This window comes from Aeromicrobium piscarium (genome assembly GCF_007421815.1).
Classification (GTDB): domain Bacteria; phylum Actinomycetota; class Actinomycetes; order Propionibacteriales; family Nocardioidaceae; genus Aeromicrobium; species Aeromicrobium piscarium.
Genome location: NZ_VLNT01000007.1, coordinates 142,369 through 158,872, shown reverse-complemented (window position 1 = coordinate 158,872; position 16,504 = coordinate 142,369). Strand labels below are relative to the sequence as shown.

The following is a 16,504-nucleotide window of genomic DNA, read 5'->3' as shown; positions in this document are numbered from 1 at the left end:
TCACCTCATCCGGCTGCCAGCGCGTGCCGCGCAGCGAAGGTTCCGTCCGTGGGCTGGAGGGCCGATCCGCCTGACGGAGTCACCCCAGCTGGCGACGGACGATCCGTCCGCGTACCCCGCTGACGATGTCGTAGCCGATGGTGTCCGCTGCGTCGGCCCATTCCTGGGCGCTCGGCGCGGCCTCGCCGGCACCGAACAAGGTCACCACGTCGCCACGCTCGGCAGTCGAGTCGCCGAGGTCCAGGACCAGCTGATCCATGCAGACGCGTCCGATGATCCGGTGTACGCGGCCCCGCAATGCCGCCCGGCCGCGATTCGACAGCTGGCGAGGGATGCCGTCGGCGTAGCCGACCGGCACCAGCGCCACCGTCGTGGGGCGGTCGGCCCGCCAGGAGTTCCCATAGGACACGTGGTCCCCCGCGGCCAGCCGCTTGACCTGAGCGACCACGGCGCGCACGGTCATCACCGGACGCAGCCCCCAGGACGCGGCCGACCGGTGCTCGGGCTGCGGGCTCACACCATAGGAGGCCAACCCGACCCGCACGAGATCGCGTCGCAGATCCGGTCGCGAGAGCGCCGCGGCGGAGTTCGCCAGATGCGTCCACCGCGGGTCGGCCCCCAGCTCGCGGGCCTCAGCCACCGCCTCGTCGAAGACGACGGCCTGGCGGTCGGTACGTGGATCAGTCGGGTCGTCGGCACACGCCAGATGGGTCCAGATGCCGACCACCTCGATCCGTCCGCGGTCCTGCCAGGACAGCGCCCCGCGCACCAGGTCGCGCCACAGGCCGAGCGGCGCACCGGCGCGGCTCATCCCGGTGTCGATCTTGAGATGGACCGATGCCCGCCGGCCGGCCCTGCCGGCGGCGTCGGCGAGCTGATCGAGCTCGGCGATCCCGGAGGCCGACAGCTCGACACCGGCCGCGATCGCCGGCGCCAGATCGTCGGCGGGAGTCGTCAACCAGCACATCACGCTGCCCTCAGCCATGCTGCGCCGCAAGGTCAGGGCTTCCGCCGGTGTCGCGACCCCGGCGGAAGTGACCCCCGCTTCGGGCAGGACCCGCGCACACGCCTCCATGCCGTGGCCATAGGCATCGGCCTTGAGCACGGCCATCAGCTCGGCGGACCCCACGAGGTGGCCGATACGCAGCAGATTCTCTCGGTAGGCCTCCAGGTCGATCAGCGCCTCCGCGGATGCCTGTGGAGCGGGCAGTGGGCTCATCGCAGCGGATCGAAGGCCCGCAGCAGGCCGGGAGCGACCCCGGTGGTGATCTGCTCGGCCAGCAATCTGCCGGTCAAGGGACCCAGCGCCACGCCCCACATCCCGTGCCCACCGGCAACGAACACCCTCGGCGAGGAGGTCGCTCCGACCAGCGGCAGGCCGTCGGCAGTGCACGGACGCGAGCCCACCCACTCATCGGTCCGCGAGGACCAGTCGACGCCCTCGAACATCCGGCCCGCCGCCGCCACGATGGCGTCGATGCGTCGCGGATCCAGCGGCGCATCGGGCGAGCGGAACTCCATCATGCCCGCGACCCGCAGTCCCGCCGCGGCGTCGCCCAGCGGCGTGCACGCCACCCGCTGTGCGGGGAAGTAGACCGGACCTGACGGCACGCGCCAGGGACGGACCGTGAAGCTGTAGCCGCGTCCGGCCTGGACGACCGCCTTGACACCGAAGGACCGGGCGAGATCGCTCATCCAGGCGCCGTTGGCGATCACGACCCGGTCGGCGCGCAGCGACTCACCGCTCGCCAGGCGCACCTCGGCGCCGTTGCCGGTATCGAGGATCCGTTGGACATCCGCACCGGTGCGGATCGAGCCGCCCGCGGCGATGACCGCGTCGGCGAGGGCGCCGATGTAATCGCCGGGGTTGATGAAGCGCTGGTCATGGATCCGCATGCCGTGGGTGACCTCCCGCGAGAGCAGCGGTTCGAGCCGGTGCACGGCGTCGGCGTCCAGCAGCTCGTAGTCGACCGTCCCTCCCGCGTGGGCGAACTCGTCCACGAGCACCTGACGGTCCTGAGCGGAGTCGAAGGCGGCCAGGAAGGGTTCAGCGGACTTGGTCGGCGCGCCGGGGACTTCGTCATAGGCGGCGAGGGCCTGGGCATTGGCCTCATTGAACACGCTCATGGCGCTCCGCCATCGGCGCGGCGTGCAGTGCCGGAGGAATCCGGCGAGGAAGCGCCACAGTCGGGGATCGACCGCGAAGGGCACGTACACCGGCGAGGAGGGGCTCAACGCCGCCCGCACCCCCGTGGAGAGGATCGCCGGATCGGGCAGCGGCATCGTCAGGGCCGGAGCGAGCCAGCCGGCGTTGCCCCAGGACGAGCCGGCGGCGACGGCGTCGCGCTCCACCACCGTGACCTCGACGCCTCGCTGCTGCAGGAACCACGCCGTGGAGAGGCCGACGATCCCCGCCCCGACGACGATGACCTGATCGGGATGCTGTGACATGGCCTCAGCATCCCCGCCGGCGGCCCGGGCTGTCAGTGCGCTGACGCCCATCGTTCCGCGGCTCGCTTGTGCGATCGGACAACCCGGAGCGGTCAGGGGGCGTCGGAGCGACGGTCCCGATCGTGCAGCCGCAAGGCGATGCTGAGCGCCAGTCTCGTGTCGGGGTCGTCGAGGCGCACGTCGCAGCGCTCCGCGGCGCGCCGCAGCCGGTTACGCACGGTGTTCGGATGCACGTGCAGCGCCTGCGCGGCTCCAGCGATGTCCTGGCACTCCAAGACTGCCCGGACCACGTCGACCAGGCCGGAGTCGTGCTGCTCGTCGTGGTCGATCAGCCGGGTCAGCGGGCTTGCCCCGCGATGGGCGGCCAGGAAGGGCGCGACCCGGTCGACCAGCACATCGGCGAAGGCGGCCTCCAAGGTCGCGACGGTCCCCGTGCGCCCCCGCCGCCAGAGGCTCTCCACCACGTCCTCGGCCGCGGCCCGCGATGCGGACAGCTGCTCCGCGTGCTCCGCAAGCGATCCGATGCCGACCGCGACGTGGTCGCGTCGCTCATAGCGTAGGACGAAGTCGTTCAGCAGGCGCATGGCATCGGGGGCGCTCAGCAGCGCGTAGACATCGCGTCCGAGGGCCGCGCACAGGGCAGACGGGGCCATCGCGGCGAGATGGGCGTCGAGCGCGGCATGGATCTGGCGGGGACCCGACTCCGTTCCCCCACGGACCACCGCGACCCGCCACGGACCGCGCATGGCAAGCATCGGCACGAGGCTCCCGGCCCGCGCGTCTCCGGTGAGGAGGTCCTCGAGCAGCTCGGCTCGCACCTGCCGGTCGGGCTCGGCGGCATACCGCGCCCGGCGGAGCCGACGGGCCACTGCCGGCACCGCCGCTCGGAGCGCATCGACCTGCCCAGGACTCGGGGGCTCGCTCACGGCCGCCCAGATCGACCCCAGCAGTCGCCCGTCGCGGTCGCGCACCGCTACCACCGCGCGCGGCACCATCCGCAACCGATCCAGCTCGACGACGATGACCTCGTCGGAGGAGGCGAGCCGGTCGAAGACCCCGGCCTCGGCGAGCGCGGTGCGATAGCGGTCGGGGATCCGGCGTCCGAGGATGGTGCCCACGCGGGCCTCATCGACGTCCTGCGATCCCACGGAGTAGGCGAGCACCACCGTCTGCGGATCCTCGATCGTGATGGGCGCGCCCACCTCGCCCGCCAGGCGGCCGGCCAGATCGAACAGGTCACCGCCGTCGTGGCGCGCCACAGCCGGAACTCCCGGAGAGGTCAACGCACGCTCCCGTCCATCGATGGTCTGAGGATGGCGTAAGCCTAAGAACCCCGGACGTCTGCGTCCAATGCCGATCCGGCCGCGCGCCATGCCCGGCCGACCATCGACCGGTCCACTTCAGTGAACACCTGTGACGGCTTTCTCAGTGTGTCTTCTTGCCAGCAGTGCTCATGACCCCGTATGTTGAGTGAACAGATGTTCACGCAACCGTGACATCGCCGCTGTCAGAGAGGAGTCGCCGTGGGAGCCGTCCGCCGCATCTTGGCCTCAGCGCCGGTCGCGCGCCTGACGTCGCCGCACACCGTCGACCACTACCTCGAGTACCTCCATCCGATGTGGACCGCCGATGCCGTACGTGCGCGCGTCGTGCGCGTGGAGGCCGAGACCGGCGCGGCCAGCACCGTGTGGCTGCGCCCCAATGGCGCCTGGAAGGGCTTCACGCCGGGCCAGCACGTCGAGTTCGGCGTCGAGGTCGACGGCACCCGTCGCGTGCGTTGCTTCTCACTCTCGGACTCGGCCGAACGCCGCGACGGACTCATCAGCGTCTCGGTCAAGGCCCACCCCGACGGCTTCGTGTCGCAGTTCCTGCACGGCGGCCGGCTCGCCGATCGCACGATCATCTACATGTCGCAGGCCCAGGGCGAGTTCGTCCTGCCCGACGAGGTCCCCGAGCGCGTCCTGCTGGTCAGCGGCGGCTCGGGCATCACCCCCGTCATGAGCATGCTCAAGACCCTGCTGGACCGCGAGCACGACGGCGAGATCGTCTTCGTGCACTACGCCCGCTCCCGCGACGACGAGATGTTCAGCGACGAGCTCGACCGCCTCGCCGGTGCTCCGAATGTCCGCATGGTCCGCATCTACACGCGTGAGCCGGAGGCGGGCGCCGAGCTCACCGGGCGCTTCACCGTCGATCATCTCAAGCACCTCGGCATCGATCCGTCCGACACCCTGACCTATGTCTGCGGTCCGGCCGGGCTCATCGCCACCGTCCGGGACACCTACACCGAGCTGGGCGCGAGCGACCAGCTGCGGATGGAGTACTTCAAGGTCCCCGCCGTCGACCTGGATGCCGCCGACGCCACCGGCGAGGTCACCTTCGAGGCCAGCGGCACCCGCGCCGAGAACACCGGCACCACGATCCTGGAGCAGGCCGAAGCAGCCGGTCTCTCCCCTGCCTACGGCTGTCGCATGGGTGTCTGCAACACCTGCGCGGTCAAGAAGCTGCACGGCGCCGTCCGCCACGTCATCAGTGGCGAGATCTGCGCCGATACCGACGAGACCATCAAGCCCTGTGTCCAGATCCCCGTCGGCGATGTCGCCGTCGATCTGTGAGAGGAATCCGATGAAACTGCTCCGACGCCGTACCAAGCCCGCTCCGATCGAGCCGCTCAGCGCCAGCGACCACAACCGGGCCCCCGTGCCGCTCGTCGCCGAGGACGATCCCACCCGCCCGTCGACCATCGGCCTGGACTACATGTCCTATGAGCAGCTCGAGGAGTTCGGTCGCGAACTCGATGAGGTGCGCCAGCGCGTGCTCGACGACCTCGGCCAGACCGATGCCGACTACATCCGTCGCGTCATCAAGGTCCAGCGATCCTTCGAGGTGCTGGGCCGGATCACGCTGTTCTCCTTTCCACTCCTGCTCCCGGTCGCGACCTTCGCCTGGGTGGGGATGCTCGTCGCCGGCATCGTGCTGCTCGGCTTGGCCAAGATCATCGAGAACATGGAGATCGGCCACAATGTCATGCACGGCCAGTACGACTGGATGAACGATCCGCTGGTCGACGGCAAGCGCTACGAGTGGGACAACGTGGCCCCCGCCAGCGAGTGGAAGCACGGCCACAACTACATCCACCACACGTACACGAATATCCACGGCATGGACCGGGACATCGGCTACAACATGTTCCGCATCGACAGCGACCAGCCGTGGTATCCCAGCCACCGCTTCAATCTGCCGCTGGCCTTCATCCTCATGCTCGTCTTCGAGTGGGGCGTCATGTACCACGGCGTCGAGCTCGACGAGTACCTCTCCGGGCGCCTCTCCAAGAAGGAGTTCCAGGCCCGCAAGAAGCGTGCGTATGCCAAGATCCGCCGCCAGGTGTTCAAGGACTACGCGCTCTTCCCGCTGCTGTCGCTGCCCCTCGCCTTCGTCACCGCCTGGTGGGTGCCGCTCGCGGTCCTGGGCGCCAATGTGGTCGCCAACATCATCCGCAACATCTGGACCTTCCTGGTCATCTTCTGCGGGCACTTCCCCGCCGAGGTCGAGACCTTCCAGGAGGAGGACGCCAAGAACGAGACCCGCGGCCAGTGGTACCTGCGCCAGATCCTCGGCTCGGCGAATATCTCGGGCACGCCGCTGTTCCACGTCCTGACCGGCAATCTCAGCCACCAGATCGAGCACCACCTGTTCCCCGATATCCCCGCTCGCCGCTACCGCGAGGTCTCGGTCGACGTGAAGCACCTGGTCGACAAGTACGGCCTGCGCTACAACTCCGGCCGGCTCAGCCGTCAGATCGGCAGCGTCGCCCGCCAGCTGCACAAGCTCTCGCACAAGCCCGATGATCCGTACAAGGTCGGCAACTCCCCGGAGTCCAAGGCACTGCGCCGCGCCAAGCGCGCCGCCGCTGCAGCGCGCGCAGAGCAGGACGATCGGGAACACTTGACCGTGTGACCCATCCGTACCGCGACCGTCTCCGAACTCCCGATATGAGCAAGGAGACGGTCGCGGTCGTCGGCGCCGGGATATCGGGGCTGACGGCCGCCTATCTGCTGCGCGATCGGTACGACGTGACCCTCTACGAGGCCGACGACCGCTTCGGCGGCCACGCGCACACCCACACGGTCGGCACCGACCGTGTGGACACCGGGTTCATCGTCCACAACGACCGCACCTATCCACTGCTGCGGCGGCTCTTCACCGAACTGGGCATCGCGGTGCAGCCCACCGAGATGTCGATGAGCATCCGCTGCGAGGGATGCGGCGTGGAGTACGCCGGTGGCCGAGGGGCTCGCGGCATCCTCGCGCAGCGACGCCGGCTCGTCGACCCGCGCTTCGTCCGGATGCTGCTCGACGTCAAGCGCTTCCAGCGCGCGGCCCTGGCTCTGCTGGAGACCGATGACGACCTCACCTACGGCTCCTTCCTCAGCCGACACGGCTTCGGCGACTACTTCGTCCAGCACTATGCGATCCCGGTGGTCGCCTGTGTCTGGTCGTCGGGCACCGCGACCGCACTGGACTACCCCGCCCGGTATCTCTTCACCTTCCTGCACCACCACGGGTTCCTGTCGTTGCGCGACTCGCCGCAGTGGTTCACCGTCGAGGGCGGATCGCGGACCTATGTCGACGCGATCGTGGACCGCCTGGAGGGCAGTGCCGCCGGCACGCCGGTGCGCGCCATCGCCCGCCCGACGGCCGGCGGCGCCGACATCACGACCGACCGCGGCGTCGACCACGTCGACCGCGTCGTCATCGCCACGCATGCCGATGACGCACTGAGCCTGCTCGCCGATCCCACGCCCGAGGAGAAGGACGTCCTGGGTGCCTTCGGCTATTCACGCAACGAGGTGACCTTGCACCGCGACTCCTCGGTCCTCCCCGACGCGCGGGACGCGAAGTCCGCATGGAACTACCGGATGGACGGATGCTCGGGCGGCGACCATCCCCCCGTCGTCACCTATTGGATGAATCGTCTGCAGGGCATCGACGAGTCGCGCCCCTATCTCGTGACCCTCAATGACGGCACCCGACCGGCGCCGGGGTCGACGATCGCGCGGATGACGTACACCCACCCGGTCTACACGCCCTCATCCGTCGCCGCTCAGGGCCGGCTGAGCGAGCTGTCCACGCCGGTGACCACCTATGCGGGCGCCTACCACGGGTGGGGCTTCCACGAGGACGGCTGTCGCTCCGGCGTCGCCGCTGCCGAGCACGTGGGGGTGTCGTGGTGAGCGGAACGATTCCGGCGCTCGTCATCGGGCAGGTCAGCCACGTGCGCCGCACCCCGAAACGGCACGCCTTGCGGCACCGGCTGTACCAATGGCTCGTCGACGTCGACGAGCTGCCCCGCCTCCCCCGCTGGCTGCGGCCGCTCGCATCCTTCCGCACGCGCGACCACCTCGGCGATCCATCCTCGACGATCGCCGCCAATATCCGGGCGCTGCTGGCCGAGCACGGGGTCGACGCGAGGGACGACCGCATCCTGATGCTCGCGGCCGCCCGTTCCCTCGGGCACGTCTTCAACCCGCTGTCGGTGTACTGGGTGATCGATCGCCGCTCCCACACGGTGCGCTGCGTGGTCGCCGAGGTGCACAACACCTACGGCGAACGGCATGCCTATGTGCTCTTCCCCGACGAGAAGGGTCGAGCCGAGGTCGAGAAGGACTTCTACGTCTCGCCCTTCTACGACCTGCAGGGCCGCTACGAGGTGCGCTGCCGGATCGGTCCGACCACGGTCACGACCACCATCACGCTGCACCGCGAGGGCGAGCCGCCGTTCAGTGCGGGCTTCCACGGAACGCTGCGCCCCTACACCCTCGGTGAGCTACTGCGCACAGCGCTCACTCATCCCCTCATGACCTGGCGCGTCAGCGCCCTCATCCGGGTTCACGGCATCGTGCTGTGGCTCAAACGTCTCCCCATCGTCCCGCGCCCGTCGCGGGACCAGGAATCACATCAGGAGGTCGTCTCATGACTGCGATCACCGTCGGTCCGCGCTTTCCCGCACTCGCGCACATCCCCAAAGCGCCCGTCCGCGCCGCCGCCGCACGCGCGATCCTGCGGACGTCCGTGAGCCAGCTGCCGGTGCGCGTGACCTTCCCCGACGGCACCGTCTGGGGCGCGGGCGGATCCGGCTCCCCCGAGCTGCGCGTGGTCCGGCCGCAGGCTCTGTTCGCCCGGCTCGGCACGGACACCAAGATCGGCCTCGGCGAGGCGTACATGGCCGGCGAATGGACCACAGGGCCGGGCTCGGACCTCGGTGATCTGCTCACCCCGTTCGCCAGCCGGCTGACCCGCCTGGTTCCCGAATGGCTGCAGCGCTTCCGCCGCTTCGTGGACGAGAACCTGCCGGAGCAGCAGCGCAACACCACCGCCGGCTCGCGGAACAATATCGAGGCCCACTACGACCTCTCGAATCATCTCTTCGAGAACTTCCTCGATCCGACCATGTCCTATTCGGCGGCCTCCTTCGAGCGCTCCGATGAGTCCCTCGAGACGGCGCAAGAGCGCAAGATGGAGCGCATCCTCGACGCCGCCCGGGTCGGCGAGGACTCTCGCGTACTGGAGATCGGCACGGGCTGGGGCGCACTGGCGATCCGGGCGGCACGTCGCGGGGCTCAGGTCACGACCATCACGCTCAGCCACGAGCAGGCTCAACTCGCCCGGCAGCGGATCGAGGAGGCGGAGCTGTCCGATCGGATCGAGGTGCGCATCCAGGACTATCGCGAGGTCGACGGCTCCTATGACGCGATCGTGAGCGTGGAGATGATCGAGGCCGTGGGCGAGGAGTACTGGCCGACCTACTTCCGCACACTCGACGCCCGGCTGGCACCCGGTGGCCGGGTCGCGATCCAAGCGATCCTCATGCCCCATCAGCGCATGCTCGCGACCCGCCGCTCGTTCGGCTGGATCCAGAAGTACGTGTTCCCCGGCGGCCTGATCCCGTCGGTCGAGGCGATCGAGCAGGTCACCGGGCAGCAGACCCGACTGCGTCTGGTCACCCAGCACAGCCTCCAGCCCGATTACGCCCGTACCCTGCGGCTCTGGCGCGAACGCTTCACGACCAACTGGGACACGATCCGTACCGACGGATTCGACGAGACCTTCCGCCGGATGTGGGAGTTCTACCTCGCCTACTCCGAGGCCGGGTTCGCCAGCGGCTATCTCGACGTCCGCCAGCTCACCTTCACCCGCTGACCACCGAGTGCGGGCCAGTCGGTGGTTGAGTAGCGACCGAGGAACGAGGAAGCGTATCGAAACCACACCCGCAACAGTGGCCTCGATGCGCGCCGGCCGTGAACGGCCTTCGGCTACTCGACCACCGCGGGACCCGAGCGACGGACGACGGCCGAGTCGAGACCACGCCCGCAAGCATGATCTCCGCGACGGCTGACCCTCACGCGTCGCGGCGGGTGGCGAGGATGGTGCCGAGGGCGGTGGCGACCAGGCGGTCGTCCTGCGTGATATCGCAGCGAACCGTGGCCTTCGTACGACCAGCGGACACCAGCGTGCCCACCGCTCGCAGCACACCCTCGGCACGGGCCGGGGCCACGTAGTCGAGGGTCATGCCGCTGGTGAGCACACTCGGCCCGAGGCCGAGGGCCCCGGCATAGGTGAGCGCATTGTCGGCGAGATAGGCCAGCACTCCCCCGTGTACGAAGCCGTACTGCTGCAGCAGATCCTCGCGGGGCTCGAGTTCGAGCGTCACCGTCGTCTCGGACACCGCGGCGAGCCGGGTGCCGACCATTCGGCTGAAGGGCTGTGCGTCCAGCACCTGCCGCGCGGTGTCGGCATCGATCGAGCTCACTCCCAGAACACCTTCTCGACGATCTTGCGAGCCTGCCGGGTGATCTTGCGGTACTGGTCCACGAGCTCCTCGGAACGGTCCGCGCCGTCGCCGATGAGGTGAGCCAGCCGGGCCCGATCGTCGTTGGCCTCGACCATCGACTCCGCGCCCTTGGCGCGCATGAGCACGACGCCGTTGCGGATCCGGCTGACCATCGTCCATGCCTCGATGAGGGTGTCCGCGTCCTCGCGCTCCAGCAGGCCCTCCTCCGCGGCCGCGTCGATCGCCGCGATCGTCCGCGTCGTCCGCAACGACGGCAGGCGACCGGCGTGCTCGAGCTGCAGGAGCTGAGCCGTCCATTCGATATCGGCGAGGCCGCCACGACCGAGCTTCAGGTGGGTGTTCGGATTGGCGCCGCGGGGCAGCCGCTCGGCGTCCACCCGCGCCTTGATCCTGCGGATCTCGCGGATCTCGCGCTCGCTGAGACCGTCCTCGGGGTAGCGCAAGGGATCGATGAGCTCGGTGTACCGCCGGCAGAGGTCCGCATCGCCGACACCCGCGGTGGCCCGCAGCAGCGCCTGCGCCTCCCAGGTGTCTGACCACTTGGCGTAGTAGGCGGCATAGGAGGCCAGCGACCGGACCAGCGGACCGTTCTTGCCCTCGGGCCGCAGATCGGCGTCGACCTGCAGCGGCGGCTCCGCCCCGGCCACCGCCAACTGCTGACGGAGTGTCTGAGCGACCCAGGTGGCACAGGCGGTCGCGTCGGAGTCGGCCGCACCCTCCAACGGCTCGTGGACGAACATGACATCGGCGTCCGAGCCGTAGCCGGCCTCGAAACCGCCGAGGCGGCCCATCAGGACGACCGCCATGCGGACCGTGACCGGGCCCTTCTGCTGCTCATAGGCCGCCATCGCCACATCGAGCGCCGCCTGCAGGGTCGCCGTGTTGATGGCGGTGAGCGCCTCACCCACCGCGACGACATCGAGCATCCGGAGCACATCGGCCATCGAGACCCGGGCGAGCTCACGGCGACGCACCCGGCGGATCGCCTTGATCGCGTCATCGGGGACGTCGTGCCGCTTGGCCGCGAGGGCCATCTCGGTGGACAGCCGGTCCAGGTCGTGCGGGACGAGCTCGCTGTCGTCGCCGAGGAGCGCGACCACATCGGGAGCCCGCGTGATCAGCTGGGTGACATAGGTGCTCGACGACAGCAGGCTGGCGAGCTGCTCGGCTGCCACACCTTCGTCGCGGAGCTTGCGCAGGTACCAGTGCGATTCCCCGAGCTCCTCGGAGATCGAGCGGAACGCCAGCAGTCCCGAGTCGGGGTCGGGCGACTCGGCGAACCACGAGAGCATCGCCGGGAGCAGCGACTGCTGGATCGCCGCACGACGCGACACCCCGGACGTGAGCGCCTCGATGTGCTTCATCGCGCCCGCGGGATCGGCGAAGCCGAGTGCCGCGAGCCGCTGCTCCGCGGCGAGCTGCGTCAGCCGCAAGCCCTCCGTCGGCAGGCTCGCCACCGCGTCGAGCAGCGGACGGTAGAACAGCTTCTCGTGCAGCCGGCTGACGACCCGGCGGTGCGCCTGCCATTCCTTGGTCAGGCTGTCGACCGGGTTCTGCCGGTACCCCATGCTGCGCCCGATCCGTCGCAGATCCTCGGAGTCCTCGGGCACGATGTGGGTGCGGCGGAGACGGAACAGCTGGATGCGGTGTTCCAGCGTGCGCAGGAACTCGTAGGCCTCCTCCAGCGCCGCGCCGTCGCGGCGCCCGACATAGCCGCCCTCGGTCAGCGCGTGCAGGGCGAGCACGGTCGTGCGGTCGCGCACGGACGGGTCAGCGCGGCCGTGCACGAGCTGCAGCATCTGCACCGCGAACTCGACATCGCGGAGTCCCCCGCGGCCGAGCTTGAGCTGCCGCTCGCGCTCGGTGTGCGGGATGTTGTCCACGACGCGCTTGCGCATCGAACGCACATCGGAGACGAAGTTCGGGCGCGTGCTGGCGAACCACACCATCGGTTCCAGCTCGTCGAGATACCGCTGCGCCAGCTCGGCGTCGCCGGCCGCGTAGCGGGCCTTGAGCAGGGCCTGGAACTCCCAGGTGCTCGCCCACTTCTCGTAGTAGGCGACGTGACTGCCGAGCGAGCGCACGAGCGGGCCGTTCTTGCCCTCGGGCCGCAGGTTGGCGTCGACCTCCCAGATGGTGCCCTCCGGCGTGTGCTCGCGGCACATCCGCATGACCGCCGAGGCCATCCGCGTGGCGACGACGAGGGCGGCGTTGTCGTCGGCGTCCTCGGCCGCCTCGTACACGAAGATGACGTCGACATCGCTGACGTAGTTGAGCTCGTGGCCGCCGGTCTTGCCCATCGCCATGATGGACAGCCTGGTCAGCTCGGACTTCTCCTCCTCGCCCTGGACGATCGCCAACGCGCCGTCCAGGGTGGCGATGGCGAGATCGGCCAACTCTCCGGAAGACTCGGCGAAGCTCGTGAGTGCCGTCAGATCACGCGCGGCGATGCGCAGCAGCGCCCGGTGGTATTGCACGCGCAGCTCGTCGGCGTCCGTGGCCGTGCGCATCCATACTCGGTACTCGTCGATGGTCGCGGGCCGGGTCAGCAGTTCACCCTCGGCGAGGTCGGTGACGTACTCGGGATGGCGGGCGAGAAAGTCGCCCAGGGCCTCGCTGGTGCCGAGCACGACCAGCAGGCGCAAACGCAGTTCCTCGTCACCGCTCAGCAGCGCCACCAGCGCGGGAGCGCCGCCGTCGATGTGCTCGGCGATCCTAGCGAGCGAGGCCAGGCAGGTGTCGGGATCGGCGACCTGCGCGACCTGCTCGACGAGGTCGTCGGGGCACCCGTCGATCTCCGCGAGCCGCGCGGCGGCCGCCTCCGGCGAGCGGAATCCGAGACGAGACAGTTCCACGGCGTCAGACGATCGGCATGAGGCGGTCGATCTCGAACTGGGTCACCTGCGAGCGGTAGTCCTGCCATTCCGCGCGCTTGTTGCGCAGGAAGAAGTCGAAGACGTGCTCGCCGAGCGTCTCGGCGACCAGCTCGCTGGTCTCCATGACGCGGATCGCCTCGTCGAGATTGCGCGGCAGCGGCGAGATGCCGAGAGCCTTGCGCTCGTTCTCGCTGAGCGACCACACATTGTCCTCCGCCTCCGGCGGCAGCTCGTAGCCTCCCTCGATCCCCTTGAGGCCCGCCGCGAGGATGAGCGCGAACGCGAGGTACGGGTTGCACGCCGAGTCGACCGCGCGCAGCTCGATGCGCGCCGAGCCGCTCTTGTGCGGCTTGTACATCGGGACGCGCACCAGCGCGGACCGGTTGTTGTGCCCCCAGCACACGTAGCTCGGCGCCTCACCGCCCCACGCGAGTCGCTTGTAGGAGTTGACCCACTGGTTCGTGACGGCGGTGATCTCGGGCGTGTGCTCCAGGACTCCGGCGATGAACTGGCGGCCGGTCTTGCTCAGCTGGTACTCCGCGCCCGCCTCGTAGAAGGCGTTCTCGTCGCCCTCGAAGAGCGAGACGTGGGTGTGCATGCCCGACCCGGGATGCTCCGAGAACGGCTTGGGCATGAACGAGGCCCACTTGCCCTGACTCAAGGCGACCTCGCGGACGACGGTGCGGAAGGTCATGATGTTGTCGGCCGTGGAGAGCGCGTCGGCGTACCGCAGGTCAATCTCCTGCTGCCCGGGTCCGCCCTCATGGTGGCTGAACTCGACCGAGATGCCCATCGACTCGAGCATCGTGATGACCTCGCGCCGGAAGTCCTGGCCGCCGCCCTGCGCGGTGTGGTCGAAGTAGCCGCTGTCGTCGACGGGCACCGGCTGCTCCCCGCGGCCGGGCTTGCCCTTGAGCAGGAAGAACTCGATCTCGGGGTGGGTGTAGAACGTGAAGCCGGCATCGGCCGCCTTGCCGAGCGCGCGCTTGAGCACGTGGCGCGGGTCGGCGTACGAGGAACTGCCGTCGGGCATCAGGATGTCGCAGAACATGCGCGCGGTGGCCGGTGTCTCGCCGCGCCACGGCAGGATCTGGAAGGTCGACGGGTCGGGCTTGGCGAGCATGTCGGCCTCGTGCACGCGGGCGAAGCCCTCGATGGCCGAGCCATCGAAGCCGATGCCCTCGCCGAAGGCGCCCTCCAGCTCGGCCGGGGCGATCGCCACCGACTTGAGCGAGCCGAGCACATCGGTGAACCACAAGCGCACAAAACGCACGTCGCGCTCCTCGAGCGCCCGCAGTACGAACTCCTCCTGCTTACCCATGCGGCCAGTCTAGGGGTGGGCCACGGCCTCGGGCGCGCTGCCGGCACCCGCATCCTCTCCTCACCCCCGCGGGGCGGTGACTTACGCACCCCTCCCGCAGGCCAGCGGTGCGATAGGCACCTCTTCGTGTGCTCGAGACGTGCCTATCCCACCGCCCATGGAGTGGAGACGTGCGTAGGTCACCGCCCTCGCTGGGGGAGCCCTAGGCTGGTGTCGTGCCCCAACTGCGTCTCGCCCTCGCTCAGGTCAATCCCACCGTCGGCGATATCGACGGCAATGCCGAGATCATCGTGAGCACCGCGCGGGAGGCCGCCGCCCGTGGTGCCCACGTCGTCGTCTTCCCCGAGATGGCGCTCACCGGTTACCCGGTCGAGGACCTCGCCGGACGCCTGTCGTTCATCCACCGCTCCCAGGAGGCCCTCGCCGCGCTGCCCGGACGCCTCGTCGACGAGGGGCTCGGCGAGCTGGTCGTCATCCTCGGGCACCTCGACAGCGCCAAGCCGCGGGAGCTGGAGGCGATGCCCGACCGGCTCGGCATCCCGAAGAACGCTCCCACCAACTCCGCCTCGGTCATCACCGGCGGCCGGGTCGTGACCCGGTACGACAAGCACCACCTTCCCAACTACGGCGTGTTCGACGAGTTCCGCAACTTCGTCCCGGGCGACGAGACCCAGATCGTGCAGGTGGGCGGCGTCGACATCGCGCTCGCGATCTGCGAGGACATCTGGCAGGACGGACCCTCGGCCGCCGCGAAGGCCGCCGAGGCCGGACTGCTGGTCGTGCTCAACGGCTCCCCCTACGAGGCGGCGAAGGACGACGCGCGGCTCGATCTGTGCGCGCGCCGGGCGCGGGAGGGTGAGTGCGCCCTGGCCTATGTCAACCTCGTCGGCGGTCAGGACGAGCTCGTCTTCGACGGCGACTCCCTCGTGGTCGATGCCGCCGGCGAGCTCGTGGCCCGCGCGGCGCAGTTCGAGACCGAGCTGCTCGTGGTCGATCTGGACCTGCCGGCGGCGACCGCCCCCATGCCCGAGCCGGGCACCCGCTTCCACGGCCTGCTGGTCGAGCGCTCCATCATCGGCAGCGATCCCGTCGCCCCCTATGAGCCGATCGCGCCCACAGTCGCCGAACGCTGGGACGACGTCGGCGAACGCTACTGGGCGATCGTCCTGGGCCTACGCGACTATGTGGACAAGAACGGCTTCCGTTCCGTGCTGATGGGGTTGTCGGGCGGCATCGACTCCACCCTCGTGGGCGCGATCGCGGTCGACGCCCTCGGCCCGGACCGGGTCTTCGGCGTCTCCAATCCCAGCGAGTGGTCGACCGATCACTCCCGGTCCGATGCCGAGGAGCTCGCCCGCCGCACCGGCCTCGCGCTCGACACCGTCGCCATCGCGCCGATCTTCGACGCCTATCAGGCGGCCCTCCACCTCGACGGGCTCGCCGAGGAGAATCTGCAGGCGCGCATCCGGGCGGTCATCTGGATGGGACTGTCCAATCAGCACGGCCACCTAGTGCTGGCCTGCGGCAACAAGTCGGAGCTCGCCACGGGCTACTCGACCATCTACGGCGACGCGGTCGGCGGCTACGCGCCGATCAAGGACCTGCCCAAGACCCTCGTCTGGGAGGTGTCGAGGTGGCGCAATGCCTATGCCGAGTCGCGCGGTGAGACGCCGCCTATCCCCGAGAACGCCATCAGCAAGCCACCCTCGGCCGAGCTGCGCCCCGGCCAGCTCGACACCGACTCGCTGCCCGAGTACGACGTGCTCGACGCCATCCTGGACGCCTATGTCGAGCGCGACCTCGGGGCCGGTGCCGTCGTGGCCGAGGGCTTCGCCCCAGAACTCGTGCAGCGTGTCGTGACGCTCGTGGATCGCGCCGAGTACAAGCGCCGTCAGTACCCGCCGGGACCGAAGATCAGCCGCCGCAACTTCGGTCGCGACCGGCGCGTCCCCATCACCAACCGGTGGCGCGAGGACTTGTAGTCTGAATCTCGTCCGTGGACCC

Annotated in this window: 12 protein-coding genes; 6 read left to right on the top strand and 6 right to left on the bottom strand. The window is 69.4% G+C overall.

Translation table 11 applies throughout. The features are described 5' to 3' along the window. Positions 1 to 79: 79 nt before the first annotated feature. From alr to FNM00_RS10715, 3 genes are all read right to left on the bottom strand, one after another. Positions 80 to 1,219, bottom strand: coding sequence for an alanine racemase (gene alr / locus FNM00_RS10725; RefSeq protein WP_143913468.1), 1,140 nt, complete (start codon positions 1,217 to 1,219; stop codon positions 80 to 82). Further along, complete coding sequence (locus FNM00_RS10720) at positions 1,216 to 2,451, bottom strand: NAD(P)/FAD-dependent oxidoreductase (RefSeq protein ID WP_143913467.1); 1,236 nt, start codon at positions 2,449 to 2,451, stop codon at positions 1,216 to 1,218. Before FNM00_RS10720 ends, alr begins: the two co-directional genes overlap by 4 nt. Positions 2,452 to 2,543: 92 nt before the next feature. Beyond that, positions 2,544 to 3,734, bottom strand: a complete 1,191-nt coding sequence (locus FNM00_RS10715; protein ID WP_143913465.1) for a PucR family transcriptional regulator — start codon at positions 3,732 to 3,734, stop codon at positions 2,544 to 2,546. 240 nt (positions 3,735 to 3,974) lie between these two features. On the opposite strand from FNM00_RS10715, the gene FNM00_RS10710 reads away from it, so the two are divergent. From FNM00_RS10710 to FNM00_RS10690, 5 genes are read left to right on the top strand one after another with little or no spacing between them, the layout of a single operon-like run. Beyond that, a complete protein-coding gene (locus FNM00_RS10710) occupies positions 3,975 to 5,066 on the top strand; it encodes a ferredoxin reductase (RefSeq protein WP_221933684.1) in 1,092 nt (363 codons plus the stop codon). A 10-nt stretch (positions 5,067 to 5,076) separates the two neighbouring features. After that, positions 5,077 to 6,408, top strand: a complete 1,332-nt coding sequence (locus tag FNM00_RS10705) for a fatty acid desaturase family protein (RefSeq protein WP_143913463.1) — start codon at positions 5,077 to 5,079, stop codon at positions 6,406 to 6,408. Beyond that, positions 6,405 to 7,685 (top strand): NAD(P)/FAD-dependent oxidoreductase, encoded by a 1,281-nt coding sequence (locus tag FNM00_RS10700; RefSeq protein ID WP_246065153.1) that lies wholly within the window; start codon positions 6,405 to 6,407, stop codon positions 7,683 to 7,685. Before FNM00_RS10705 ends, FNM00_RS10700 begins: the two co-directional genes overlap by 4 nt. Continuing rightward, complete coding sequence (locus FNM00_RS10695; RefSeq protein WP_246065152.1) at positions 7,682 to 8,428, top strand: DUF1365 domain-containing protein; 747 nt, start codon at positions 7,682 to 7,684, stop codon at positions 8,426 to 8,428. The genes FNM00_RS10700 and FNM00_RS10695 overlap by 4 nt, the downstream gene beginning before the upstream one ends. After that, positions 8,425 to 9,651: an SAM-dependent methyltransferase gene (locus FNM00_RS10690; RefSeq protein ID WP_143913459.1), complete on the top strand. Its 1,227-nt coding sequence runs from the start codon at positions 8,425 to 8,427 to the stop codon at positions 9,649 to 9,651. Before FNM00_RS10695 ends, FNM00_RS10690 begins: the two co-directional genes overlap by 4 nt. A 199-nt stretch (positions 9,652 to 9,850) precedes the next feature. Here the strand turns inward: FNM00_RS10690 and FNM00_RS10685 are convergent, their stop codons facing one another. From FNM00_RS10685 to FNM00_RS10675, 3 genes are read right to left on the bottom strand one after another with little or no spacing between them, the layout of a single operon-like run. Then, positions 9,851 to 10,261, bottom strand: coding sequence for a PaaI family thioesterase (locus FNM00_RS10685; protein WP_221933682.1), 411 nt, complete (start codon positions 10,259 to 10,261; stop codon positions 9,851 to 9,853). Next, positions 10,258 to 13,158, bottom strand: coding sequence for a bifunctional [glutamine synthetase] adenylyltransferase/[glutamine synthetase]-adenylyl-L-tyrosine phosphorylase (locus FNM00_RS10680; protein WP_143913457.1), 2,901 nt, complete (start codon positions 13,156 to 13,158; stop codon positions 10,258 to 10,260). The genes FNM00_RS10685 and FNM00_RS10680 overlap by 4 nt, the downstream gene beginning before the upstream one ends. A gap of 4 nt (positions 13,159 to 13,162) precedes the next feature. Further along, entirely contained in the window at positions 13,163 to 14,500 is a 1,338-nt protein-coding gene (locus tag FNM00_RS10675) for a glutamine synthetase family protein (protein ID WP_143913455.1), read from the bottom strand. Positions 14,501 to 14,715: 215 nt separating this feature from the next. Here FNM00_RS10675 and FNM00_RS10670 point away from each other — a divergent pair, with 215 nt between their 5' ends. Beyond that, on the top strand, positions 14,716 to 16,482 hold the full coding sequence (locus tag FNM00_RS10670; RefSeq protein ID WP_143913453.1) for an NAD+ synthase: 1,767 nt from the start codon (positions 14,716 to 14,718) through the stop codon (positions 16,480 to 16,482). Positions 16,483 to 16,504 lie beyond the last annotated feature (22 nt).

What these genes read in the sequence shown, in the direction of transcription:
- alr (WP_143913468.1), bottom strand. Translation starts at nt 1,219, where the DNA reads ATGAGCCCACTGCCCGCTCCACAGGCATCCGCGGAGGCGCTGATCGAC.
- FNM00_RS10720 (WP_143913467.1), bottom strand. Translation starts at nt 2,451, where the DNA reads ATGTCACAGCATCCCGATCAGGTCATCGTCGTCGGGGCGGGGATCGTC.
- FNM00_RS10705 (WP_143913463.1), top strand. Translation starts at nt 5,077, where the DNA reads ATGAAACTGCTCCGACGCCGTACCAAGCCCGCTCCGATCGAGCCGCTC.
- FNM00_RS10690 (WP_143913459.1), top strand. Translation starts at nt 8,425, where the DNA reads ATGACTGCGATCACCGTCGGTCCGCGCTTTCCCGCACTCGCGCACATC.
- FNM00_RS10675 (WP_143913455.1), bottom strand. Translation starts at nt 14,500, where the DNA reads ATGGGTAAGCAGGAGGAGTTCGTACTGCGGGCGCTCGAGGAGCGCGAC.